A 24,049-nucleotide genomic window follows, 5' to 3' on the forward strand; every position below is an offset into this window, starting at 1 on the left:
CCCGCCGACGTTCCCGATCGTGGCGTGCACCAGGTACCCGCCCCCCCCCCCCCCCTCCCCTCCCCCCCCCACCCCCCCCCCCCCCCCCCCCCCCCCCCCCGGCCCCGGGTGCGGTCCAGCAGCGGCAGCACCGCGCCGCCCAGCAGCTCCACCCCGCCGTCGTCGGTCAGCCCGTGCGGGGTGCCGAACTCCACCCGGTGCGCGCCCGCGTCGATCAGGGCCTGGGCCTGGGCGGCCACCTGCTCCGGGGTGCCGGAGAAGGCGAACAGGTCGAGCACGTCGTCGGGGATCAGCCGCCCGGCGTCCTCGTCCCGCCCGGCGTCGACCAGCTCCTTGACCCGGCCGAGCAGGTCGGCGGGGACCCCCGCGGTCGGATCGAGGTCGGCGACCACCGCGAGGTACATGGCGACCTCGGTGCGGGCCCTGGCGCGGGCCGCGGCGCCGTCGGCGTCCACCACGGTCACCGCGCCCAGCACGACGCCGACCTCGCCGGGGTCGCGCCCGGCCGGGACGGCCCCGGCCGCGACCCGCTCGCGGATCACCCCGACCATCGCCGGGTTCGCGCTGCCGCCCACCTTGATCTCGTCGGCGATCCGGCCGGCCAGGGCCGCGCCCTTCGGCCCCCAGGCACCCAGCAGCAGCGGCGGACGGGGACGCCGTACCGGGTAGCGCAGCCGGGTACCGGGCGCGAGGCGGAACATCTCCCCCTCGAACCCCCCGGCGTCACCGGCCAGCAGCAGCCGGACCACCCGCGCGGCCTCCGCCAGCGCGGTCAGCGGGCGGGGCTGGGCGATGCCCACCGCGCCGAGCCAGGTGCCGCGCGCCAGCCCCAGGTAGGCGCGGCCGTGCGAGGCCAGGTCCAGCGCGGCGAGCTGCCCGGCGATCTCGTACGGGGCCAGCGAGTACGGGTTGAGGCAGGCCGCGCCGAGCCGTACCCGCTCGGTGGCGGCGGCCATCTCCAGCAGCGGGAAGATCGGCGGCTGGTACATCAGGTCGCCGAACACGCTCAGCACGTCGAAACCGTGCTCCTCGGCGCGGCGCGCGAGCCGCGCGTAGTCTCCGGCCCGCTTGTCGCTCTGCAGGCCGAGGCCGATCTCGGCGGTGCTCATGGGGACCCCCTCAGGTCAGGTCGGCGGAGTTCATCCGGCGGCGGCCGGTCCGCTCGACCCGCATCACCAGCCGTTCCTCCGGGTCGGGGCAGCAGAACAGGGAGTCGCGCGCCAGCCAGTCCCCGGAGGCCAGGTCGCGCTGCTTGGCCGCGAGGAAGGGCAGGACCGCGGCGAGCGCGTAGACGCAGAAGTGCTCGCCGTCGGGGAGCCGCAGGTGCGCGCTCCGTTCCAGGACGAAGCAGTCGCCCACCTCCATCCCGCAGACGGACCTGCCCTCGATGCGGTCGACCACGACCCGCAGGTCGTACAGCTCCATGTCACCGCCGGCACCGTCAGGGCCATCAGTGCCGTCAGTGCCGCCGGCGCCCTCGGCACCTCCGGCGCCGGTGTTCGCGTCGTCGCTCATGCCCGTCCCCTCTCCGGCCCGTGCGGGCCGCGGATCCCTTCCGCCCATGACGTGCCCTCACCCGTGCCCGGTGAGCAGTTCCGAGTGGTGGTGGACGATGAGCCAGTCACCGCCGACGCGGCGGAGCACGTCGGTCACCCTGCTGCGCTGGGCGGGCCCGCCCGGCGGCTCGGCGACCAGCACGTACCGCGCCAGTCCGGTGTCGCCCCACACGTCGATCCGCTTGTCCTCGGCCGCCAGCCGGTCGAGTTCGGGACGGGCGCCCGAGCCGTCCCGGCCGTCCCGGTAGGCGTCCAGCTCCGAGCGGGTCCGCAGCGGTCCCGGCAGGTGCGTCTCCCAGGTGGTCACCTCGGCGTGCAGGTGCCGGTCGAACCGGGCGCGGTCGGCGGACAGGAACGCGTCGTACATGTCGTCGATGCCCGCGGCGATCGCGGTGGCGTCCGCCCCGGTGTCCCTGGCGGAATCGATTGCGTCGGTGCTCACGGGCCCTCCCATCCCGACCGGTCGTCGCGGACGACCCGGCCCGCCTTCATCACCCAGCGGACCCCGCGGAAGGCCGAGGTGTCCGCCAGCGGGTCGGCGTCCATGGCGATGAGGTCCGCGTACTTCCCCGCCTCGACGGTGCCGAGGTCGGCGTCGGCGCCGAGCCAGCGCACCGGGCCGAGCGTCCCGGCGTGCAGCGCCCCGGCCGGGCCGAGCCCGCCCTCGGACATGAACTCCAGCTCGCGCACCGTGGCGTTGGTCCCCTCGAACGCCCAGAAGGGCGGCATGTCGCTGCCCAGCAGGACCTCCACCCCGGCGTCGAGGGCCATGGCGTAGCTCTCCAGGTGCCGGGGCCCGGCGCCGAGCGAGCGGCACTGCATCCACCCGGGCACGCCCAGCTCGTCGAAGAACTCCTTGCAGCGGGTGACCAGCAGCGTCGGCACCAGGGCCGTCCCGTGCCGGGCCATCCGCTCCGCCACCTCGGGGGTGAGCTGGTAGCCGTGCTCCACACAGTCCAGGCCCAGCTCGACGGCCTCGGCGATCACCGCCGCCGGTCCGGCGTGCGCGGTGACCTTACGGCCCCAGGCGTGCGCGGTCCGCAGCGCGGCGGCCATCTCGTCGGAGAACAGCTGCGGGGTGTCGATCCTCTCGTGCTCCCCGGCGATCCCCCCGGAGATCATGATCTTGATGAGGTCCGCTCCGGCCTTGATCTGGGCGCGCACCCCCCGGCGGAACCCGTCGGCGCCGTCGCACTCCAGGGTGTCGCCGCCCTCGTGCCCGTGGCCCCCGGTGCAGACCAGGGCGCGGCCCGCGGTGAAGATGCGCGGGCCGGTCGCCCTGCCCGCCTCGATCGCCCGCCGCAGCGCGAAGTCGGCGTGGTCCTTCTCGGCGACGCACCGCACCGTGGTGACCCCGCAGTGCAGGGTCCGGCGGGCGCCGTCGGCCATGTAGAGGGCCAGCTCGTGCGCGGTCATGTCCCTGACGTCGGCGCCGGCCCGTCCGGGCAGCGACAGGGACAGGTGGGTGTGCATGTTGACCAGGCCGGGGGTGACGTGCGCGCCGCCGAGGTCGATCACCCGGGCGTCACCGGCCAGGCCTGTCACCTCCTCGCGGGGGCCCGCCGCCTCGATCCGGTCGCCGTGGACCCACACCGCCGCGTCGGCGACACGCCCCTCGGCGGTGCTCCCCCGTGCGGCACGGGCGTCGGTGACCGTGCAGTTGACGATGACCACGTCGTTCATCGGGGCCTCCACTCCGTAGGTCCGGCGGGTGACGTCCGCCGGGACGCGGCCGTCGGCCGTGTCCCGCGAACCCGGTCCCGATCATGCCCGGCCGGTCCCCGCACCGGGCTCCGGAGCGGCACCCGCCCCGGCCGCGCGGTCGAGCCCTCTTCGGCCTCCGTCTTCGGCCTCCGTCGCGCGGGCGTTGTGAACGGGGATCGGCGCCGGGGCGCCCCGCGGGCGGCCGTGGACGGCCCGCCCGGTCCGCACATGCCGTATGTTCTATCAGACGCAAGTTCACTGAACAAGTGAACGATGATCGTTCATGGGCAAATCCCGTCCTCAGAGCGGGTACGGTGAAAAAAATAGATCGTTTCACCGGTTCCTGTTCATGGAATTTCACACAAATGTCTCCGATACGTGACCGAGGCGCCCTAGCCTTCGAGGCAGGATCGCATCGGTCCTCGCCCCTCCGGCACGCGGCCGGGCCCTCCGGGTCCGCGTCGCCCCGGCGCTCCGGCACCGCGGATCGCCCCGGAGCCCGAGGGGGCGGGACGGTCGCGGGTCCCGGCGCGCCCGGACGTCCCCGGGCCTTGCTTTGCAGAAACATTTCCGAAAGATTACGTATACGCTCACCTGTGGTTTTATCGGTCGAAGCCTTGACATAAAAGAGGTTGACCGGAATCGTTTGCGTCCTTGCGGAACCGTCTCGCGCCATGAGCCCGGTACGCGACGTATGAGAGGCGGACAGGATGGTTGGTCGTAGAGGTCTCGCGGTCCTCGGCCTGGGCGTGGTGGCCGCGCTGACCGCCGCCTGCGGCGGCGGAGGAGGAGCGGCGGGCACGGCTCCGGCGAGCGGCGGGACGGGCGGCGCAGCGGGCGGCGGCACGCTGGTCGTCGACACCTCGTTCCAGTTGAAGACCGCCGACCCGGCCCGGCAGTTCGAGCCCACGGCGCAGACGGTGCTCTATCCCGTCTACGAGACGCTGGTGACCTACAAGGGGGCCGACGTCAAGACGGCCGTCCCCGGGGTGGCCGAGCTGCCCGAGATCGACGAGAGCTTCAAGAAGTTCACCTTCACCCTGCGCGACGGCGTCAAGTTCAGCGACGGCACCCCGATGACGGCCAAGGACGTCGTCTACACCTTCGAGCGGATCGCCGGTCTGAAGGGCAACCCGTCCTTCCTGCTCGACGGCGTCAAGACCGAGGCTCCCGACGACAAGACCGTGGTGCTGACCACCGAGAAGCCCGACTCGGCGCTGATGGCCAAGCTCTCCAACCCCGCGCTCGGCATCGAGAACAGCGCGGCGGTCGAGAAGATGGGCGGCACCAAGGACGCCGAGAGCGACAAGGCCGAGCCGGAGTTCGCCAAGGCCTCCTACGGCAGCGGCCCGTACAAGATCACCAAGTTCGACGCGGCCAGCGAGGTCGTGCTGGAGCGCAACGACGGCTACTGGGGCACCAAGCCCGTCTACAGCAAGATCGTCGTGCGTAACGTCCAGGCGAACGTGCAGCAGCTCAACCTCACCCAGGGCGGCAGCCAGCTCGCGCTGGACCTGCGGCCGGACCAGGCCACCTCGCTGGGCGAGAACGTGACGGTCAACAAGACCGCCGCCGCCGACATCGCGTTCCTGCTGGTCAACGACGACCCCGCGGTCTCGTCGACCACCTCGAACAAGGACTTCCAGGAGGCCGTGCGCTACGGCGTCGACTACGCGGGCCTGCTGAACCTGGTGGGCGAGGGCGCGGTCCAGCCGGGCGGCGTCGTCCCCTCGATGTTCTCCGGGGCGCTCGCGCCGGCCGACGCCGTCAAGCGCGACGTCGCCCGCGCCAAGGCGGCGCTCGCCAGGTCGGGCATCTCCTCCCCCTCGGTGAAGCTGAACTACGCCTCCGACCTGACCTACAAGGGCGTGGGCATGGCCGACATCGCGGCCCGCCTCCAGCAGAACCTCAAGGAGGTCGGCATCGACGTCCAGCTCGACGGCAAGCCGGTGACCACCGCGCTCGACTCCTACCGCGCCGGCAAGGACGAGCTGAGCCTGCAGTGGTGGGGACCGGACTACAACCACCCCAACGACTACCTGCTGTTCACCCCCGGCCAGATGGTGGGCCTCCGGGCCGGCTGGAAGGAGGACGCGGCGCCGGAGATCACCAAGCTCGCCGAGAAGGCCGAGACCGCCGACGACGCCACCCGCGACGCCGACTTCCAGGCGCTGCAGAAGGCCATGAACGCCGAAGGCCCCTTCATCCCGCTGTTCCAGCCGTCGGCCGTGGTCGCGGGCGCCAAGCAGCTCGGCCCGCTCGACTACAACCCTCTGTGGACCGTCGACCTGACCACGCTGCGCTAGCCGGCGCCGATCGATGACGTCGTTCCTCACACCGGTCGCCAGACGGTGGTACGCGTTACCGGGCCTGCTCCGGTTCACGCTCCGCCGGCTGGCGGCCGGCATCCTCCTCGTCCTCGGCATCACGCTGGTCTCGTTCGTGCTGACCCAGCTGGTGCCGGGTGACCCGGTCACGGCCAACCTGGGCGAGCGCGCCGCCGCCGACCCCGCGGTCGTCGAGGCCTGGCGCCGCCGGCACGGCCTGGACCTGCCGCTGCCGCAGCAGTACCTGAACTACCTGGGCAACCTGCTCAGCGGCGACCTGGGCACCTCCCAGCAGAGCCACCGGCCGGTCACCCAGGACCTCGCGCAGTTCATGTCGGCCACCTTCGAGCTGGCCCTGGCCGCGATCGCGGTGGCGCTCGTGCTCGGCGTCGGCCTCGGCGTGCTGGCCGCCATGCGCCGCGACCGGCTCGCCGACCAGATCATCCGGGTCGTCTCGCTGGCCGGGGTCTCGGTGCCGACGTTCTGGCTCTCGCTGGTGGCGATGTACGTGTTCTACGCCCGCCTCGGCATCTCGCCGGGCTCGGGCCGGCTGAACCCGGGCACCACCCCGCCGCCGGACGTCACCGGCCTCTACACCGTCGACGCCGTGCTGAGCGGCCAGTGGACCGTGCTCGGCGAGGCCGCCGCCCACCTGTGGCTGCCCGCGCTGGTGCTGGCGATCTTCACCATCGGGTCGCTGACCCGTTTCACCCGGGCCTCGGTGCTGGAGGTGGTGGGCAACGACTACGTGCGGGCCGGCCGGGCCAAGGGCCTGTCGCCGTCGTACGTCACGTTCGGCTACATCCTCCGCCCCGCGCTGGTCAGCGTGATCACCGTGGCCGGGCTGGCGTTCGGCAACCTGCTGGGCGGCGCGGTGCTGGTGGAGACGGTGTTCTCCTGGCCGGGACTGGGCGCCTACGCCTACCGGGGCGCGCTGACCCTCGACCTCCCGGCGATCATGGGCGTGAGCCTGGTGGTGGCCGTGGTCTACGTGGTCGTCAACTTCGTGGTCGACCTGCTCTACGCGGTCGTCGACCCCAGAATCAGGCTGGGGTGAGCCCCTCGTGAAGCCCGCAGGCATGAAGCCCGGAGACGCGGGCACCGGTGGCGTGGAGCCCGGTGGCGTGGGCCTCGGAGGTATGGACCTCGGAGGTGTGGGCGCGGGGACGGTGAGCCTCAGGGCCTCCGCGCGTGCCGCCCGCCGCCTGGACCGCGAGGACGCCTCGGCGATGCGCTCGCCCTGGCGCAGGCCGCTCGGCGTGATCGGCCTGGTCATCCTGGCGCTGTTCCTGTTCCTGGCGATCGCGGCCCCGCTGGTCGCGCCGTACGACCCGATCGCGCAGGACTCGATGAAGCTGCTCCCGCCCTCGGCCGAGCACTGGTTCGGCACCGACCAGATCGGCCGCGACGTGTTCAGCCGGGTGATCCACGGGGCCCGGCTCTCGCTGCCGGTCGCCCTGCTGCTGGTCGCCGTCGCCTGCGCGGTGGGCACCCTGCTCGGCGCGATCGCCGGTTACTTCGGCGGCTGGGCCGAAGGGCTGATCATGCGCAGCGCCGACCTGGTCTTCGCCTTCCCCGGGATCATCCTGGCGATGGCCGTGGTGGCGGCGCTCGGGCCCGACCTGGTCAACGCGGTGCTGGCGGTCGTGATCGTGAGCTGGCCCGCCTACTCGCGGGTCGTGCGCGGCATGATCCTCAGCATGAGGGAGGAGAACTACGTGCACGCCAGCCGGTTGCTGGGCGCCTCCAGCCTGCGCACCCTCTGGGTCGACGTACGGCCCGGCGTGGTCGGTCCGATCGTGGTCCTGGCCGCGCTCGACGTGGGCAACGCCGTGCTGACCCTGTCGGGGCTGTCGTTCCTCGGCCTGGGCGCCCGCCCGCCGGTCGCGGAGTGGGGGTCCATGGTCGCCAGCGGCGCGCAGTACTTCGACAAGTGGTGGCTCGGCGTCTTCCCCGGCCTGGCGATCCTGCTGGTCGTGCTGGCCGCGAACTTCCTCGGCGACACCGTCCGCGACGTGCTCGACCCGCGCTCGGCACGCAGGGGACGGGCATGAGCGCCCCCGCGGAGCCGGCCGGCGCGCCCGCGCCCGTCCTGGACGTCCGCGACCTCACCGTCACGCTGCCGCGCCGCGGCGGTGCCCGGCTGTCGGCCGTCAGCGGCATGAACCTCGTCCTGCGCCCCGGCGAGATCGTCGGGCTGGCCGGGGAGAGCGGCAGCGGCAAGACGATGACCGCGCTCGCCGCGCTCGGCCTGCTCCCCGGCGGGGCGCGGACCACCGGGGAGATCCTCTTCGAGGGCCGCGACCTGCTGGCGCTGCCGCAGCGGGCGCTGCGCGACGTGCGCGGGCGCGACATCGCCATGGTGTTCCAGGACCCGATGACGTCCCTGCACCCGATGCTCACCGTCGAACGGCAGATCACCGACCACCTGCGTCACCACCGCAGGGTGAGCAGGGCCGACGCCCGCGCGCGGGCGCTGGAGCTGCTGGAGACCGTGCGCATCCCCGGCCCCGAGCAGGCGCTGCGCTCCTACCCGCACCGGTTCTCCGGCGGCATGCGCCAGCGCATCGCGATCGCGGTGGCGCTGGCCTGCGACCCGAAGGTGATCATCGCCGACGAGCCGACCACCGCGCTCGACGTGACCGTGCAGGCCGGCATCCTGCGGCTGCTCGACCGGCTGCGCCGGGAGCGGGACATGTCGGTGCTGCTGATCACCCACGACCTGGGGGTGATGTCCTCGCTGGCCGACCGGATCTCGGTCATGTACGCCGGCCGGGTCGTGGAGAACGGACCGCGCCGGGCGGTGCTGACCGAGCCCCGCCACCCCTACACGCGCGGCCTGCTGGACGCGCTGCCGCACCCGGAGGAGGAGACCTCCGAACTCCGCCCCATCCCTGGCCAGCCGCCCTCCGCCGGTACGACGCCCACCGGCTGCCCCTTCCACCCCCGGTGCGCGTGGGCGCGCGAGTCGTGCGTCGAACGGCTGCCCGGCCTCGTCGAGCTGGCGCCCGCGCACTCGGCCGCCTGCCCGGTCGACCCGTTCGGCCCGTCGCTCTCCGGTCCGCCGCTCCCCCGGGAGGTCCCCTCATGACCCTGCTCGACATGAGGGACCTGGTCGTCACCTACCAGACGCCGGGCAGGCCGCCGGTGACCGCGGTCGCGGGAGCCGGGCTCTCCGTCGAACGAGGGCAGATCGTCGGCCTGGTCGGCGAGTCGGGCTGCGGCAAGTCCACCCTGGGCAAGGCCGCGGTGGGCCTGCTGGCCCCGTCCTCGGGCACGGTCGTCTTCGACGGGACACCGGTGGCGCCGCTCACCCGGCGGGCCAGGCCGGTCGCCCAGCGCCGGCTGCAGATGATCTTCCAGGACCCGTTCTCGTCGCTGAACCCCCGCCGGAGCGTCGGCGAGCAGATCAACGACGGGCTGCGGCTCGCCGGTCACCGGCGCGACGCCGGCCGGGTACGGGAACTGCTGGAGCGCGTCGCGCTGCCGGTCGACGCGGCCGGCCGCTACCCGCACGAGTTCAGCGGCGGCCAGCGCCAGCGGATCGCGATCGCGCGGGCGCTGGCCGCCGAGCCGAGCTGCATCGTCGCGGACGAGCCCATCTCGGCGCTGGACGCCTCGGCGCAGGCGTCGGTGGCCACCCTCCTGGTTGGCCTGGCCAGGGAGCTCGACATGGGCCTGCTGTTCATCTCCCACGACCTGGCGATCGTGCGGCAGATCGCCGACGTGACCACCGTCATGTACCTGGGCACCATCGCCGAGCACGGCCCCACCCACGAGCTGTGGGCCCGTCCCCGGCACCCGTACACCCGGGCGCTCATCGACGCGGTGCCCAGGCCCGACGGTTCCGGGACGCTCCCGGCGCCGCTCCCCGGTGACGTGCCCGACCCGGCCGCGCCCCCCACGGGGTGCCGGTTCCACCCGCGCTGCCCGCTCGCCCTGCCCGAGTGCGCCGTCCGGGTGCCGGAACGGCTGGAGGTCGCCCCCGGGCACAGCGTCGCCTGCCCGGTGGTGAAGGAGCCGCTCACCGTCCCGCTCACCCCCCGTCCCTGACCCGTCCCCGACCCGCCCTCCGCGCCCGCGGACGGACCGTCCCCGTCCCGGCCGCGCGGCCCGTTCCCCGCCTCCTCCCCCGTCTCGCGGCCCCTCTCCCGCCCATCCCGGCCACGCGGCCCGTCTCAGCCCCGGCCACGCCCCCGTCCCCGTCGCGGTCACGCCCTCGTCCCCGCCCTGCCCGTCCGTCCCCCTGCCCCGGAAGGAGCCCCCACCGTGTGGCTCGCGAACTGCAACATCGTCGACGTGGAGTCCGGCACGGTCCTGCGCGGCCGGAGCGTCCGGACCGACGACGGGCTCATCGCCGAGATCACCTCCGGCGGCCCTCCCCCGGGTGGCGACGTCCACGACCTCGGGGGCCGCTACCTGCTGCCCGGCCTCATCTCCTGCCACACGCACCTGTCGGTCGTCTACCCGTTCTCGGCGACGGACGAGGCCGAGAACCCCGCGCTCACCGCGTACCGCTCGGCGGTCCGTGCCCAGGACGCGCTGCGCGCGGGGGTCACCACGCTGCGGTGCGTGCACGAGCAGAACCGCGCGGACCTGCTGCTGCGCGAGGCCGCGGCGCACGGCTGGATCGACGCCCCGCGGATCTTCGGCGCGGGCCGGGCGATCTCCCGTCCCGAGGGGCACGGCAAGGGCGGCGCCTGCGCGTACGCCACCGGCGCCGGGGAGTTCGGCGCGGCGGCCAGGCAGGAGCTGCGGGCGGGCGCCGACCACCTGAAGATCTTCATCACCGGCGGGCTGGCGCACGAGGGCGAGGACTTCGCCGAGCCGGAGATGACCGACGAGGAGATCCGGGCGACGGTGGAGGCGGCCCACGAGCACGACACCTACGTCGCCGCGCACGCCGGGGCCTGGCAGGCCATCAGGCAGGCCCTCGCCCAGGGCGTGCGGTCCTTCGAGCACGCCTACGACCTGGACCAGGAGACCGCGCGGCGGATGCGCGAGGCCGGGGCGTTCCTGACCCCGACGCTCTGCGTGACGCGCTCGGAGGGCTGGATGCGGGCCAAGGGGTTCGAGGAGTTCTCCATCCGCAACGCGCTGGACGCCGCCGACCGGCACCTGGACAGCATCCGTACGGCCGTGCGCGAGGGCGTGCCGATCGTGGCCGGCACCGACTACCCGCCGGGCGACGACGTGGACGGGGTCAGCGCGCACGTGCACGAGATGCTCCTGCTGGCGACCGCCGGGCTGAGCAACCTCGACGTGATCCGGTCCGCGTCGCTGACCGCGGCCGAGCTGGTGGGGGCCTCGTCGCGGCTGGGCCGGATCGCCCCCGGCTACGCCGCGGACCTCATCGCGCTGCGCGACGATCCCCTTCGTGATCTGAATGCGTACCGGGACGTGTCGTTGGTCGGCATCGGGGGCCGTATCATCCGAGATGATGATCTAGGGGACACCCGGACGGCCGGATAGCGCCGGCCCTGAGGAACGGTGAGGACATGGCCGCCACGCTCCGCGACGTCGCGGCAGCCGCCGGGGTTTCGGTGAGCACGGCGAGCCGCGCGCTCTCGGGGTCCTCGGAGATCTCCGAGTCGACGCGCCTGCGGGTCTCCCGGACCGCCCGCTCCCTGGGCTACCGGCGCAACCTGGCCGCCGCGAGCCTGCGGACCCGCCGCTCCGGGCTGGTCGGGCTGGTGCTCAACAACCTGGTCAACAACACCTTCCACACGGTCGTGGAGGCCGTGCAGCGGCGCCTGGTCGCCTCGGGCTACCAGGCGCTGCTCTGCATCACCAACGCCGACCCCGCGGTCGAGGCGGACTACCTGCGGCTGCTGCGCGACCACCAGGTCGACAGCGTCCTGATCGTGGGCACCGGCCGGAACGTCAGGGAGGTCAACGAGCTGCGCGCGTCGGGGATCACCGTCATCGACCTGATCCGGGAGATCGAGGGCTCACAGGGACCGGCCGTGCTCGCCGCCGACCGCGAGGGCGCCGTGTCCGCCACCCGCCACCTGCTCGACCTGGGACACCGCAGGATCGCGTTCGTGGGCGGGCCACCCGAGACCACCTCGGGCCGTGACCGGTACGCCGGGTTCGTCCAGGCGCTCGGTGACGCCGGCCTGACCCCGGACGCGGACCTGGTCCGGCGGGGCCCGTTCGAGGTGGCCTACGGGGCGCGGGCCATGGGCGAGCTGCTGGGGGCGGAGCGGGCGCCGACCGCGCTGATGCTCGCCAACCACGAGGCGACCTACGGGGCCCTGCCGGTGCTGGCCAGGTCCGGTATCGACGTCCCGTCCGCCCTGTCGGTCGTCGCGTTCGAGGACATGCCGCTGCTGGAGTGGTGGAGTCCGCCGATCACGGTCGTCGACACCGGAGCCCACGAGCTCGGCAGGCTCGCCGTCGAGCTCCTGCTGCGCTCGATCGACGGCCAGGAGCTGAAACCGCGCCGCTACACCGTCGGCGCCGACCTCGTCGTCCGCTCCTCCACCGCGCCGCCCCCGTCGTCCCCGCCACCCCTGTCGTCGCGGCCCGTCGATCCGCCTCCCGGAGAGCCCTCGGCCACGGAGGCGAGCTGAACCGCGCGGCCCGTACCGACTGACAGGGGCACGGACCGCGTGACAGGGACACGGACCGGACCGGCCGGGCGGACGTCCGCCCGTGCCGGGGGTCTAGGGGTTCCTCGGCGCTCCCCTCAGAGGCCCTGGGCCAGGCGGTAGTACGCCTGGTTCCAGCGGATCTCCTTGGCGAACTGGCGGGGGGTGGTGTCGGCGTCGATGACCAGCAGCTCGACCCCGAGCATGTCGGACAGGTCGGTGAGCTCCTCGACGGTCAGCGCGGCCGACAGCACGGTGTGGTGCGGCCCCCCGGCGGTCAGCCACGCCTCCGCCGAGGTGCTCAGCGAGGGACGGGGCTTCCACACCGCGCGGGCGACGGGCAGGCTGGGCAGCGGCTGGGCCGGGGCGACCACGTCGATCTCGTTGGCCACGAGCCGGAACCGGTCCCCCATGTCGGCCAGGCCGAGCACCACGGCGGGGCCGGGCTCGGCGTCGAACACCAGCCGGACCGGGTCCTCGCGCCCGCCGATGCCCAGCGGGTGGATCTCGCAGGAGGGCACCCCGGAGGCGATCGTCGGGCAGACCTCCAGCATGTGCGCGCCCAGGATGACCTCCTCGCCGGGCGTCAGGTGGTAGGTGTAGTCCTCCATGAAGGAGGTGCCGCCCTCCAGACCGGCCGACATCACCTTGAGCGTGCGGACCAGCACCGAGGTCTTCCAGTCGCCCTCGCCGCCGAAGCCGTAGCCGTCGCCCATCAGGCGCTGCACGGCCAGGCCGGGAAGCTGCCGCAGCCCGCCCAGGTCCTCGAAGTTGGTGGTGAACGCGCCGAAGCCGCCCTCGGTGAGGAAGTGGCGCAGCCCCAGCTCGATGCGGGCGGCGTAGCGCAGCGCGTCGTGCCGCTCGCCCCCGGCGCGCAGCTCGGGAGCGACCTTGTAGGTGTCCTCGTACTCGGTGGTCAGCGTGTCCACGTCGGCGTCGGAGGAGGCGTCGACGACGGCGACCAGGTCGTTGACGCCGTAGGTGTTGACCGAGACGCCGAAGCGCCGCTGCGCCTCCACCTTGTCGCCCTCGGTGACGGCCACGTCGCGCATGTTGTCGCCGAAGCGGGCCAGCCGCAGCGTGCCCACCTCGGCGCGCCCGGCCGCGGCCCGCGCCCAGGCAGAGACGCGGGCGGCCACGGCCGGGTCGCTCACGTGCCCGGCGACGGTCTTGCGCGCCACGCCCAGCCGGGACTGGATGTAGCCGAACTCGCGGTCACCGTGGGCGGCCTGGTTGAGGTTCATGAAGTCCATGTCGATGGAGCTCCACGGCAGTTCCACGTTGGCCTGGGTGTGCAGGTGCAGCAGCGGGGTGCGCAGCGCGTCCAGGCCGGCGATCCACATCTTCGCCGGGGAGAAGGTGTGCATCCAGGCGATGATCCCGATGCAGTCGTCGGCCGCGTTGGCCTCCAGGCAGACCCGGCGGATCGCCGCGGCGTCGGTGAGCACCGGCTTCCACACCAGGCGGAACGCCAGCCGCTCGCCGAGCTCCTCGGCGATGCGCCGCGACTGCTCGGCGACCTGGGCCAGCGTCTCCTCTCCGTACAGCCCCTGGCTTCCGGTGAGGAACCAGATCTCACGCTCGTGGACGGTCAACGCGGACTCCTTTGCCCGTAGACGTTCTGGTAGCGGTCGTACAGACGGTCGATGTCGGGTCGCGCGATCGGCAGCGGCTCGCCGAGCTGGCGGGCCACGTGCACGGTGCGCGCGACGTCCTCGCACATCACCGCGGCCTTGACCGCGGCGCGGGCGTCGGCGCCGACGGTGAAGACGCCGTGGTTCTGCATCAGGACCGCCGGGGAGCGGTGGCCCTCCAGGGTGGCGACGATGCCCTTGCCGATGTCGTCCCCGCCGATCAGCGCGAACGGACCGACCGGGATCTCGCCGCCGAACTCGTCGGCCATCGCCGTCAGCACGCACGGGATGGCCTCGCCGCGCGCGGCCCAGGCCGAGGCGTAGGTGGAGTGGGTGTGCACCACCCCGCCCACCTGCGGCATCGCCCGGTAGACATAGGCGTGCGCGGCGGTGTCGCTGGAGGGCGACAGCTCGCCCTCGACCAGCTCGCCGTCCAGGTCGCACACCACGATCGACTCCGGTGTCAGGTCGTCGTAGGACACCCCGGACGGCTTGATGACGAACAGGTCCTCACCCGGGACCCGGCCGGAGACGTTGCCGGCGGTCCAGGCGACCAGGCCGTAGCGGACCAGTTCCTCGTGGAGGCGGCACACCGTCTCCTGAAGCCTCCGTACCGTGACGCCGCTCACGCGTCCTCCTCCTTCTCGTCCACGGGTCGGCTCGCCTCGTAGCGCAGGGCCCGCAGGCCGTGCAGCATCGCTCCGTCGGCGAAGTGGTCGTGCAGCCGGCGGTACTCGGCGTACAGCCGGTCGTAGGCGTCGGCGCGGCCGGGGTCCGGCCGGTAGACGGTCTCGCCGCGCCTGCCCATCGCGGCCGACGCCGCGGTGATGTCGGGGTAGGCCCCGGCCGCGACGGCGGCGTGGATCGCCGATCCCAGGGCGCATCCCTGCTCGGAGCCGATCACCGAGATCGGGCGGCGCAGCACGTCCGCGTAGACCTGCATCAGGAAGCGGTTCTTGATCAGCCCGCCGGCCGCGACGAAGTCGGTGACGGCCACCCCGGACGCCTCGAAGGTCTCCACGATCGTACGGGCGCCGAACGCGGTGGCCTCGATCAGCGCGCGGTAGGTGTCCTCGGGCCGGGTCGCGAGCGTCTGGCCGACGACCACGGCGGAGAGGTTGTGGTCGACCAGCACCGAGCGGTTGCCGTTGTGCCAGTCGAGTGCCACCAGGCCGTGCCGGCCGACCGGCTGGGCCGCGGCGAGCTCGGTGAGGTACCCGTGCACGCTCAGCCCGCGCCGCTCGGCCTCGCGCTCGTAGGAGCCGGGCACCGAGGTCTCGACGAACCAGCCGAAGATGTCGCCGACGCCCGACTGGCCGGCCTCGTACCCCCACAGTCCCGGCACGATGCCGTCGCGCACCACCCCGCACATGCCGGGCACCTCGGCCAGGGTGTCCGACGGCATGACGTGGCAGGTGGAGGTGCCCATGATGGCGACCATCTGGCCGGGACGGACCGCGTCGGCGGCCGCGGAGGTGACGTGGGCGTCCACGTTGCCGACCGAGATCGGGGTGCCCTCCGGCAGCTTGGTCCACTCGGCCGCGCGGGCGGTCAGCCGGCCCGCGAGGCCGCCGAGCGGCGACGGCTCGCCGCCGAGCTTGGCGGTGAAGCCGGTGAAGCCGGGGTCGAGCTCGGCGAGGAACTCCTGCGACGGGTAGCGCCCGTCCTGGCGGACGGCCTTGTACCCGGCGGTGCAGACGTTGCGGGTCTCCACGCCGGTGAGCTCCCAGACGATCCAGTCGGCGGCCTCGATCCAGCGCTCGGCGCGGTCGTAGATCTCCGGGTCCTCCTGAAGGACCTGCAGGCCCTTGGCGAACGACCACTCCGAGGAGATCTTCCCGCCGTAGCGCGGCAGCCAGCTCTCCCCGCGGCGGGCGGCGACCGCGTTGATCCGGTCGGCGTGCGGCTGCGCCGAGTGGTGCTTCCACAGCTTGGGCCAGGCGTGCGGCCGGCCGGTGAACTCCTCCAGCTCGCACAGCGGGGTGCCGTCGGCGGTGGCCGGCAGCACGGTGCAGGCGGTGAAGTCGGTGCCCAGGCCGACGATCTGGGACGGGGAGACGCCGGCCGCGGCCACCGCCTCGGGCACCGCGGTGCGCAGCACGTCCCGCCAGTCGTCGGGCGACTGCAGCGCCCAGTCCGGGCCCAGGGGCGCGCCGCCCCCCGGCAGCCGGTCCTCGATCACCCGGTGGGCGTACTCGTGCACGGCGGAGCCGACCTCGGCGCCGTCGCTCACCCGCACCACCACGGCGCGGCCGGACAGCGTGCCGAAGTCGACCCCGACCGTGTAACGATCACTGTTAGCGTTCACATGCTCTCCCGGGACATCAGGACCTCCGTGGACGGGGCCCCGGTGCGGTCCGCCGCACCGGGGCCGTGGTTCAGGTGCGGCGGATCACGCCGAGGCGCTGCAGCAGGATGAAGGCGAACAGCAGCAGGCCGATGACGATCCTGGTCCACCAGGGACTGAGGGTCCCCTCGAAGCTGATGATCGTCTGGATCAGCCCGAGGATGAGCACCCCCAGCACGGTGCCGACCAGGTATCCCGACCCCCCGGTCAGCAGGGTGCCGCCGATCACCACCGCGGCGATCGCGTCCAGCTCCATGCCGACCGCGTGCAGCGGGTTTCCGGACAGCATGTAGAAGGAGATCAGCACCCCGCCCAGCGCCGAGCAGAAGCCGCTGATCGTGTAGACGGCGATCTTCGTTCTGGCCACCGGCAGTCCCATGAGCAGCGCCGACTGCTCACTGCCGCCGGTCGCGTACACGTTACGCCCCAGCCTGGTGTACTGCAGCACGTAGGCCCCGATGACGATCACCACGAACGCCACGATCACGCTGGGCGAGATGAACGCCCCGCCGGGCATGTCGATCCTGGTCTGGGCCAGGGCGGTGTAGGTGGGGTCGGTGATGGAGATCGACTCGGTGCCGATGACGTAGCACAGCCCGCGGGCCAGGAACATGCCGGCCAGCGTCACGATGAACGGCTGGATGTCGAAGTACTGGATCACACATCCCATGGCCAGGCCGATCACCGCGCCGATCAGCAGCACCAGCGGGATGACCAGCAGCGGGGACCAGCCCTTGTTCGTCACCAGGCTCGCCGAGACCATCGTGGCGAGCGCGGCCACCGCCCCCACCGACAGGTCGATGCCTCCGGTGAGGATGACGAACGTCATGCCGACCGCCAGGACCAGCAGGAACCCGTTGTCGACGAAGACGTTGAGCACCACCTGGCCGGAGGCGAAGCCCTCGTAGCGCAGGCCGCCGGCCGTGAACATCGCCAGGAAGAGGCCGGCGGTCACCAGCACCGGCACGTACGCCCTCGGGAACGGGCGGTTCAGGGAGAGAACGCTGGGGGTGGTCATGCCGGGATCCTCACCTTCGCATCGGTGCCGGAGGAGGGCGCGGCGGGACGGCCGCGTTCCCTGCGGCGGAACACCTTCGCCCGGAAGGTGGGTGACTGCAGCAGGCACACCAGGACGATGACGAGCGCCTTGAACAGCAGCGTCGTCTCCGGCGGCACGCCGATGGAGTAGATCGTGGTGGTCAGCGTCTGGATGATCAGCGCGCCGAGCACGGTGCCGCCGAGCGAGAAGCGCCCGCCGACCAGCGAGGTGCCGCCGATCACGACGGCGAGGATCGCGTCGAGCTCGATCCACAGGCCGGCGGCATTGCCGTCAGCGCTGGAGATGTTGGAGCTGATCATCAGTCCGGCGATGCCGGCGCACAGCCCGCAGAAGGTGTAGACCAGGATGATCAGGCCCCGGGAGCGGATGCCCGCCAGGCGGCTGGCCTCGGCGTTGCCGCCGACGGACTCGATCAGCAGTCCGAGCGCCAGGCGCCGGGTGAGGAACGCGGTCACCGCGAGCACGACCAGCACGATCAGGATGCCGAACGGCACGGTCAGCCAGTACCCGCCGCCGATGAGCTTGTACGGGGTGCTGTTGATCGTGATGATCTGGCCGTCGGTGATGAGCTGGGCGACCCCGCGGCCGGCGACCATCAGGATCAGCGTCGCGATGATCGGCTGGATGCCGATGCCGGCGACCAGGAAGCCGTTCCACACCCCCAGGACCAGGGAGAGGACCAGCGCCAGGCCGATCGCGGCCAGCACGCCGCCCACGGCGTTCTGGTCCTCCAGCCCGCTGATCTGCAGGCAGGCCAGGGCTCCGGAGATGGCCACCACCGAGCCGACCGACAGGTCGATGCCGCCGGTGGCGATGACCAGCGTCATGCCGATCGCGACCAGGATCAGGGGGGCGCCGAAGCGGATGATGTCGATGAGGCTGCCGTAGAGGTGACCGCCCTTCATCTCCACCGACAGGAAACCGTCGGTGAAGACGACGTTGACGGCCAGCAGCAGCACGAGGATGAGGGCCGGCCAGAAAAGGCGGTGCCGGATCACCTGGTTCATGTGCGGGCTCCGCTCGCGATGGTCTGCATCAGTACGTCCGTGGTCAGGGCGTCGTCGTTGGGAAGCTGGGCCACCAGGTGCCGGTCGCGCAGCACGCCGACCCGGTGGCTCAGGCGCAGCACCTCCTCCAGCTCGGCGGAGATGAACAGCACGGCCATGCCTCCGTCGGACAGGGAGGCGACCAACCGCTGGATCTCCGCCTTGGCCCCGACGTCGATGCCGCGGGTCGGCTCGTCCAGGATGAGCAGGCGCGGCTCGACGATGAGCCAGCGGGCCAGCAGCACCTTCTGCTGGTTGCCGCCGCTGAGGTTGCGGACGAGCTGCTCGGGGTTGGGCGGGGTGATCTTCAGGGCGGAGATGTACTTCTCCACCAGCTCGTCCTGGCGCCGCCGCGGCACCGGCCTGGCCCAGCCGCGCGCCGCCTGCAGGGCGAGGATGATGTTCTCCCGCACGGTCAGGTCGGCGATCAGGCCCTCGGTGCGCCGGTTCTCCGGGCAGAAGGCGATCTTGTGGGCCGTGGCCGCGCGCGGGGTGCGCAGCGAGGTCGGTGTCCCGTCGACGACGACCTCGCCGGTGCCGGCGTGGTCGGCCCCGAAGAGCAGGCGGGCGATCTCGGTGCGGCCCGAGCCGAGCAGCCCGGCCAGCCCCAGCACCTCGCCCTCGTGGATGGTCAGGGTGAACGGTTCCACGGCCCCGGCCCGGCCGAGCTCGCGCGTCTCGACGACGGCCTTGGCGTCCGGGGACAGGTCCTTGGGCTTGTCGTCGAGGCGTTCCAGGTCGGCGAGCGCCTGGCCGATCATCTTGCCGACCAGCTCGACCTGGCCGAGCTCGCTGGTGAGGTACTCGCCGACCAGCCGGCCGTTGCGCAGGATCGTCATCCGGTCGGCGATCTCGTAGATCTGGTCCAGGAAGTGCGAGACGAACAGGATGGCGATCCCCTCGTCCTTGAGCCGCCGCATCACCCGGAACAGCTGCGCGACCTCGCCGGCGTCCAGGCTGGAGGTGGGCTCGTCGAGGATGAGCACGCTCGCGGAGATGTCGACCGCCCGCGCGATCGCCACCATCTGCTGCACCGCCGGCGAGTACGACGACAGCGGCGCGTTCACGTCCAGGTCGAGCTCCAGGCGGGTGAGCAGCGCGGCGGCGCGGGTGCGCATCTCGCCCCAGCGGATGCGGCCCAGGCGGCGCGGCTCGCGCCCGATGAAGATGTTCTCCGCCACCGACAGGTTCGGGCAGAGGTTGATCTCCTGGTAGACCGTGCTGATCCCGGCCCGCTGCGCCTCCAGCGGGCCGGTGAAGGAGACGGGCCTGCCGGCCAGCTCGATCTCGCCGGCGTCGATGTGGTGCACGCCGGTGAGCACCTTGATCAGGGTGGACTTGCCCGCGCCGTTCTCGCCCATCAGGGCGTGCACCTCGCCCGGCAGGAGCCGGAAGTCCACGCCGTCCAGCGCCTTGACGCCGGGGAACTCCTTGCTGATGCCGGTCATACGCAGGATCGGATCGGGTGCGGTCATACGACGTCCCTTGTGCTCGCGGGGACGGGCCGTCCGCCGGGGGCGGCTCGTCGGGTCGGTGGTGAGGGGTGCGGGGGGCTCGGGCGTCCCGGCCCCCGGCGAGGATCTCCGGAGCCCGGTCCCGGACCGGAACGAGGGCCCGGACCGGAACGGAGGCCGGAGCCGAGGTCGGTACCGGCTCCGATGCCGGTCCCGAGGCGGGCTCCGGTGCCGGTGCCGATGCCGGTGCCGGTGCCGGTGCCGGCGTCGGTGCCGAGGCCGAGGCCGGTGCCCGCCTCCGGTGCGGTTCGCGACACGTCCGCGCTCATCCGCCCGGCGGGGCGGTGCTGGCTCTGGCCACGAACCGCGGCGGGACGACGTGACGTTCGTGGGACCATTCCGCTCCCGCCTCCAGCTGCCTGAGCAGCACTTCGATGCTGTGCCCGCCGACCGCCCCGAAGTCCTGGCGGATCGTGGTGAGCGGGGGCGTGAAGAACTCCGACTCGGGGATGTCGTCGAACCCCACGATGCTGATCTGCTCGGGCACCCGCACGCCCCGCTCGGCGAAGGCCCGCAGTGCCCCCAGGGCCATCTGGTCGTTGGCGACGAACACCGCGGTGACCCCGGGCGTCCGCGCCAGGCGCAGTCCCGCCTGGTAGCCCGATCTCGGGCTCCAGTCGCCGGGCAGCGCCTCGGGGACGGGACGGCCGGCGGCGGCCAGCGTGTCGCGCCAGCCCTCCAGCCGTCCCTCGACCTCCAGCCAGTCCGGCGGTCCCGCGATATGCCAGACGGTCTCGTGGCCCAGGTCGAGCAGGTGCCGGACGGCCAGGCGGGCGCCCTCCACCTGGTCGACGCTGACCACCGAGACGTCGCCGTCGTGGCCGCCCTCGACGGCGACCACGGGGATGTCGGTGGGCGCGTCGGCCAGCGCCGGGGCGGCCGAGCGCTGCGGCGCGACCACCACGATGCCGTCGACGCCCTGCTCGGCGAGGTAGCCGAGCGCGTCGCGCACGCCCGCGGTGTCGATGGTCTTGAGGCTGACCATGCTGACGAAGTAGCCGGCCGCCCTGGCCGCCTGCTCGATGCCGTAGACCATGCTGGCCGGGCCGTACAGGGTGGTGTCGAAGCTGACCACGCCCAGGGTGCGGGTGTGCCGGGTGACCAGGGCGCGGGCGACCATGTTGCGGCGGTAGCCCAGCTCGTCGATCGCCTCCAGGACGCGGGCCCGGGTCTCGGCGCGCACGTTGGGATGATCGTTGAGCACCCGGGAGACCGTCTGGTGGGAGACGCCCGCCTTCGTCGCGACGTCGGCCATCACCGGCGGGCGGCGGTCGCGGTTCGCGGTCACGGTCGGCTCCTTCTGGTGGCTTGGGACAGACTGTGAGCGTTAACAACACCCCGCGTCAAGCGTCTCCCGCGTTACGGTCCGGTTACACCAAGATCTTTGTTAACACCCTCTTGACGTGGTGGCCACTACCGCCTTAACTGACCCATACCCTTTTGTTAGCGCTCACATCTCCCGCGAGAAATACCCATACTGGAGGTATGCGATGAAGTTCGCGAAGCTGGCCACCGCAGCGGTGAGCCTGGCTCTCGCCATGGGGGTGACGGCCTGTGGCTCGAGCGTCAAGACCTCGGAGCAGGCCGCGACGAGCGGGGCCTCGGCCGCGCCCGCCGACACCCTGGTCGGCGTGACGATGCCCACGAAGTCCTCCGAGCGCTGGATCCACGACGGCGACAACGTCAAGAGCGCCCTGGAGAAGCTGGGCTACAAGGTCGACCTGCAGTACGCCGAGAACGACATCCCCACCCAGGTCAACCAGATCGAGAACCAGATCACCCGCGGCGCCAAGCTGCTGATCATCGCCTCGATCGACGGCACCGCCATCACCACCCAGCTCCAGCAGGCCGCCGACAAGAAGATCCCGGTCATCGCCTACGACCGGCTGATCCGCAACTCGCCGAACGTCGACTACTACGCCACCTTCGACAACTACAAGGTGGGCGTGCAGCAGGCCACCTCGCTGCTGGTCGGCCTCAAGCTGAAGAAGGAGGACGGCTCCGAGGGCGACGCCAAGGGCCCGTTCAACATCGAGGTCTTCGCCGGCTCTCCCGACGACAACAACGCCACGTTCTTCTTCAACGGCGCGATGGACACCCTCAAGCCGTACATCGACAAGGGCACCCTGGTCGTCAAGAGCAAGCAGACCGACTTCAAGACCGTCGCGATCCTGCGCTGGGACCCGGCCACCGCGCAGAAGCGCATGGAGGACCTGATCACCAAGTACTACTCCGGTGACACCAAGGTCCAGGGCGTGCTCTCCCCGTACGACGGCCTGTCCATCGGCATCCTGTCGGCGCTCAAGAGCAGCGGCTACGGCACCTCCGGCCAGCCCTACCCGATCGTGACCGGCCAGGACGGCGAGGTCGCCTCGGTCAAGTCGATCATCGCCGGTGAGCAGTACGCGACGATCTACAAGGACACCCGCCAGCTCGCCGCGGTCACCGTCGAGATGGCCGACGCCGTGCTCAAGGGCGGCAAGCCCGAGGTGAACAACACCAAGGACTACGACAACGGCAACAAGGTCGTGCCCTCCAACCTGCTGGAGCCGGTGATCGTGTACAAGGACAACTACAAGAAGGTCCTCATCGACTCCGGTTACTACACCGAGGACCAGCTCAAGTAGTACCGATCGGCACGACGGCGGACGAGACATCCGGCCGGCGGCGACCCCCGTCGCCGCCGGCCGGATGCTCGGAGGGTGGAGGGACCTTGCGAAGGCGGGCGGCATGACCGACGACATACTCCGGATGCGCGGCATCACCAAGACGTTCCCGGGCGTCAAAGCCCTGCAGGACGTCAACCTGGCGGTCCGCAGGGGCGAGATACACGCGATCTGCGGGGAGAACGGCGCCGGCAAGTCGACGCTGATGAAGGTCCTCTCGGGCGTGTACCCGCACGGCTCGTACGAGGGTGAGATCTTCTTCGAGGGCGAGCAGTGCCGCTTCTCCGACATCAGGGACAGCGAGAAGCTCGGCATCGTGATCATCCACCAGGAGCTGGCGCTCAGCCCGTACCTGTCGATCGCGGAGAACATCTTCCTCGGCAACGAGCGGACCAGCCGCGGCCTGATCGACTGGAACCGGACCAACGCCGAGGCCACCGAGCTGCTGGAGCGCGTCGGGCTCCGGGAGAACCCGACGACGCTCGCGATGGACATCGGGGTGGGCAAGCAGCAGCTCGTGGAGATCGCCAAGGCGCTGTCGAAGCGGGTACGGCTGCTCATCCTCGACGAGCCGACCGCCTCGCTCAACGACGAGGACTCCGCGCACCTGCTCGACCTGCTGCGCGGGCTGCGCGACGAGGGCATCACCTCGGTGATCATCTCGCACAAGCTGAACGAGATCCGGGCCATCGCCGACTCCACCACGATCCTGCGGGACGGGCGGACGATCGAGACCCTGGACATGCGCGGCGACGACGTCGGCGAGGACCGCATCATCTCCGGCATGGTCGGCCGCGACCTGGAGCACCGCTTCCCGCCGCACGAGCCGAACATCGGCGAGGAGGTGCTGCGGATCGAGGACTGGACCGTGCGCAGCCCCGCCGACCACGGCCGCGTGGTGGTCGCCGGCGCCTCCCTGACGCTGCGCCGGGGCGAGATCGTCGGCCTGGCCGGCCTGATGGGCGCCGGCCGCACCGAGCTGGCGATGAGCGTGTTCGGCCGCAGCTACGGGGTGGACATCACCGGCCGCGTCTACAAGAACGGCAGGGAGATCAAGGTCCGCACGGTCGGCGAGGCGATCGAGCACGGCATCGCGTACGCCACCGAGGACCGCAAGCGCTACGGGCTGAACCTGATCGAGGACATCAAGCGCAACGTCTCGGCCGCGGCGCTGGGCAAGCTGGCCAGGCGCGGCTGGGTGGACGACAACAGGGAGTACGAGGTCGCCGACGGCTACCGGAAGAGCATGAACATCAAGGCTCCCAGCGTGCTGTCGGTCACCGGGAAGCTGAGCGGCGGCAACCAGCAGAAGGTCGTGCTGTCGAAGTGGATCTTCACCGACGCCGACGTGCTGATCCTCGACGAGCCCACCCGCGGCATCGACGTGGGTGCCAAGTACGAGATCTACTCGATCATCAACCGGCTCGCCGACCAGGGAAAGGCCGTTCTGGTCATCTCCTCGGAGCTTCCCGAGCTGCTGGGCGTCTGCGACCGCATCTACGCCATGTCGGCCGGTCGCATCACGGGTGAGGTCTCCCGCGCGGAGGCCACCCCGGAGCGGCTCATGCAGTTCATGACCAAGGAAAAGGAATAGGGGAAGAC

General features: G+C 72.0%; 20 protein-coding genes. 9 read left to right on the forward strand and 11 right to left on the reverse strand.

The genetic code is table 11. The annotated features are described in order from the left end of the window. The 4 genes from ACZ6RT_RS29650 to ACZ6RT_RS29665 form a co-directional block, all read right to left on the reverse strand. A partial coding sequence (locus tag ACZ6RT_RS29650) for an LLM class flavin-dependent oxidoreductase (RefSeq protein WP_470157251.1) occupies positions 1 to 1,109 on the reverse strand: 1,109 nt, incomplete at its 3' end. A 10-nt stretch (positions 1,110 to 1,119) separates the two neighbouring features. Further along, positions 1,120 to 1,515: a TIGR04076 family protein gene (locus ACZ6RT_RS29655; protein ID WP_470157252.1), complete on the reverse strand. Its 396-nt coding sequence runs from the start codon at positions 1,513 to 1,515 to the stop codon at positions 1,120 to 1,122. A gap of 57 nt (positions 1,516 to 1,572) precedes the next feature. Further along, positions 1,573 to 1,998 carry a DUF4440 domain-containing protein gene (locus tag ACZ6RT_RS29660; RefSeq protein ID WP_470157253.1) on the reverse strand — a complete coding sequence of 142 codons (426 nt, stop codon included), beginning with the start codon at positions 1,996 to 1,998 and terminating at the stop codon, positions 1,573 to 1,575. Continuing rightward, positions 1,995 to 3,239 (reverse strand): amidohydrolase family protein, encoded by a 1,245-nt coding sequence (locus tag ACZ6RT_RS29665; RefSeq protein WP_399196460.1) that lies wholly within the window; start codon positions 3,237 to 3,239, stop codon positions 1,995 to 1,997. The genes ACZ6RT_RS29660 and ACZ6RT_RS29665 overlap by 4 nt, the downstream gene beginning before the upstream one ends. Positions 3,240 to 3,970: 731 nt before the next feature. On the opposite strand from ACZ6RT_RS29665, the gene ACZ6RT_RS29670 reads away from it, so the two are divergent. The 7 genes from ACZ6RT_RS29670 to ACZ6RT_RS29700 all read left to right on the forward strand — a co-directional run bounded on the left by ACZ6RT_RS29670 (position 3,971) and on the right by ACZ6RT_RS29700 (position 12,162). Next, entirely contained in the window at positions 3,971 to 5,566 is a 1,596-nt protein-coding gene (locus ACZ6RT_RS29670; RefSeq protein WP_470157254.1) for an ABC transporter substrate-binding protein, read from the forward strand. Between the two features lie 13 nt (positions 5,567 to 5,579). After that, positions 5,580 to 6,644: an ABC transporter permease gene (locus tag ACZ6RT_RS29675; protein WP_470157255.1), complete on the forward strand. Its 1,065-nt coding sequence runs from the start codon at positions 5,580 to 5,582 to the stop codon at positions 6,642 to 6,644. Positions 6,645 to 6,666: 22 nt separating this feature from the next. Continuing rightward, a complete protein-coding gene (locus tag ACZ6RT_RS29680; protein ID WP_470157256.1) occupies positions 6,667 to 7,641 on the forward strand; it encodes an ABC transporter permease in 975 nt (324 codons plus the stop codon). Next, positions 7,638 to 8,678, forward strand: a complete 1,041-nt coding sequence (locus ACZ6RT_RS29685; protein WP_470157257.1) for an ABC transporter ATP-binding protein — start codon at positions 7,638 to 7,640, stop codon at positions 8,676 to 8,678. The genes ACZ6RT_RS29680 and ACZ6RT_RS29685 overlap by 4 nt, the downstream gene beginning before the upstream one ends. Further along, on the forward strand, positions 8,675 to 9,640 hold the full coding sequence (locus ACZ6RT_RS29690; RefSeq protein ID WP_344898265.1) for an ABC transporter ATP-binding protein: 966 nt from the start codon (positions 8,675 to 8,677) through the stop codon (positions 9,638 to 9,640). The genes ACZ6RT_RS29685 and ACZ6RT_RS29690 overlap by 4 nt, the downstream gene beginning before the upstream one ends. Before the next feature lie 216 nt (positions 9,641 to 9,856). Beyond that, positions 9,857 to 11,059 carry a metal-dependent hydrolase family protein gene (locus ACZ6RT_RS29695; protein ID WP_470157258.1) on the forward strand — a complete coding sequence of 401 codons (1,203 nt, stop codon included), beginning with the start codon at positions 9,857 to 9,859 and terminating at the stop codon, positions 11,057 to 11,059. Positions 11,060 to 11,085: 26 nt separating this feature from the next. Continuing rightward, the gene (locus ACZ6RT_RS29700) at positions 11,086 to 12,162 is read left to right on the forward strand and encodes a LacI family DNA-binding transcriptional regulator (RefSeq protein ID WP_399196466.1); all 1,077 of its coding nucleotides are present in this window, start codon (positions 11,086 to 11,088) and stop codon (positions 12,160 to 12,162) included. Positions 12,163 to 12,278: 116 nt separating this feature from the next. Here ACZ6RT_RS29700 and araA read toward each other — a convergent pair whose 3' ends face one another. The 7 genes from araA to ACZ6RT_RS29735 all read right to left on the reverse strand — a co-directional run bounded on the left by araA (position 12,279) and on the right by ACZ6RT_RS29735 (position 21,036). Then, complete coding sequence (gene araA / locus ACZ6RT_RS29705) at positions 12,279 to 13,775, reverse strand: L-arabinose isomerase (RefSeq protein WP_399196468.1); 1,497 nt, start codon at positions 13,773 to 13,775, stop codon at positions 12,279 to 12,281. Then, positions 13,772 to 14,443: an L-ribulose-5-phosphate 4-epimerase gene (locus tag ACZ6RT_RS29710; RefSeq protein WP_344898273.1), complete on the reverse strand. Its 672-nt coding sequence runs from the start codon at positions 14,441 to 14,443 to the stop codon at positions 13,772 to 13,774. Before ACZ6RT_RS29710 ends, araA begins: the two co-directional genes overlap by 4 nt. Next, the gene (araB, locus tag ACZ6RT_RS29715; RefSeq protein WP_470157259.1) at positions 14,440 to 16,122 is read right to left on the reverse strand and encodes a ribulokinase; all 1,683 of its coding nucleotides are present in this window, start codon (positions 16,120 to 16,122) and stop codon (positions 14,440 to 14,442) included. The genes ACZ6RT_RS29710 and araB overlap by 4 nt, the downstream gene beginning before the upstream one ends. A 70-nt stretch (positions 16,123 to 16,192) precedes the next feature. Next, the gene (yjfF, locus tag ACZ6RT_RS29720; RefSeq protein WP_399196470.1) at positions 16,193 to 17,179 is read right to left on the reverse strand and encodes a galactofuranose ABC transporter, permease protein YjfF; all 987 of its coding nucleotides are present in this window, start codon (positions 17,177 to 17,179) and stop codon (positions 16,193 to 16,195) included. Next, the gene (locus ACZ6RT_RS29725; RefSeq protein ID WP_470157260.1) at positions 17,176 to 18,228 is read right to left on the reverse strand and encodes an ABC transporter permease; all 1,053 of its coding nucleotides are present in this window, start codon (positions 18,226 to 18,228) and stop codon (positions 17,176 to 17,178) included. Before ACZ6RT_RS29725 ends, yjfF begins: the two co-directional genes overlap by 4 nt. Beyond that, entirely contained in the window at positions 18,225 to 19,742 is a 1,518-nt protein-coding gene (locus ACZ6RT_RS29730) for a sugar ABC transporter ATP-binding protein (RefSeq protein ID WP_399196472.1), read from the reverse strand. The genes ACZ6RT_RS29725 and ACZ6RT_RS29730 overlap by 4 nt, the downstream gene beginning before the upstream one ends. Before the next feature lie 304 nt (positions 19,743 to 20,046). Beyond that, positions 20,047 to 21,036 (reverse strand): LacI family DNA-binding transcriptional regulator, encoded by a 990-nt coding sequence (locus ACZ6RT_RS29735; protein ID WP_470157289.1) that lies wholly within the window; start codon positions 21,034 to 21,036, stop codon positions 20,047 to 20,049. 235 nt (positions 21,037 to 21,271) lie between these two features. Here ACZ6RT_RS29735 and chvE point away from each other — a divergent pair, with 235 nt between their 5' ends. Next, positions 21,272 to 22,408 (forward strand): multiple monosaccharide ABC transporter substrate-binding protein, encoded by a 1,137-nt coding sequence (gene chvE, locus ACZ6RT_RS29740; protein WP_344898285.1) that lies wholly within the window; start codon positions 21,272 to 21,274, stop codon positions 22,406 to 22,408. 103 nt (positions 22,409 to 22,511) lie between these two features. Next, positions 22,512 to 24,041, forward strand: a complete 1,530-nt coding sequence (gene mmsA, locus ACZ6RT_RS29745) for a multiple monosaccharide ABC transporter ATP-binding protein (protein ID WP_470157261.1) — start codon at positions 22,512 to 22,514, stop codon at positions 24,039 to 24,041. The last annotated feature ends 8 nt before the right edge of the window (positions 24,042 to 24,049 follow it).

The sequence above is a fragment of the Streptosporangium sp. NPDC050148 genome (assembly GCF_055586505.1).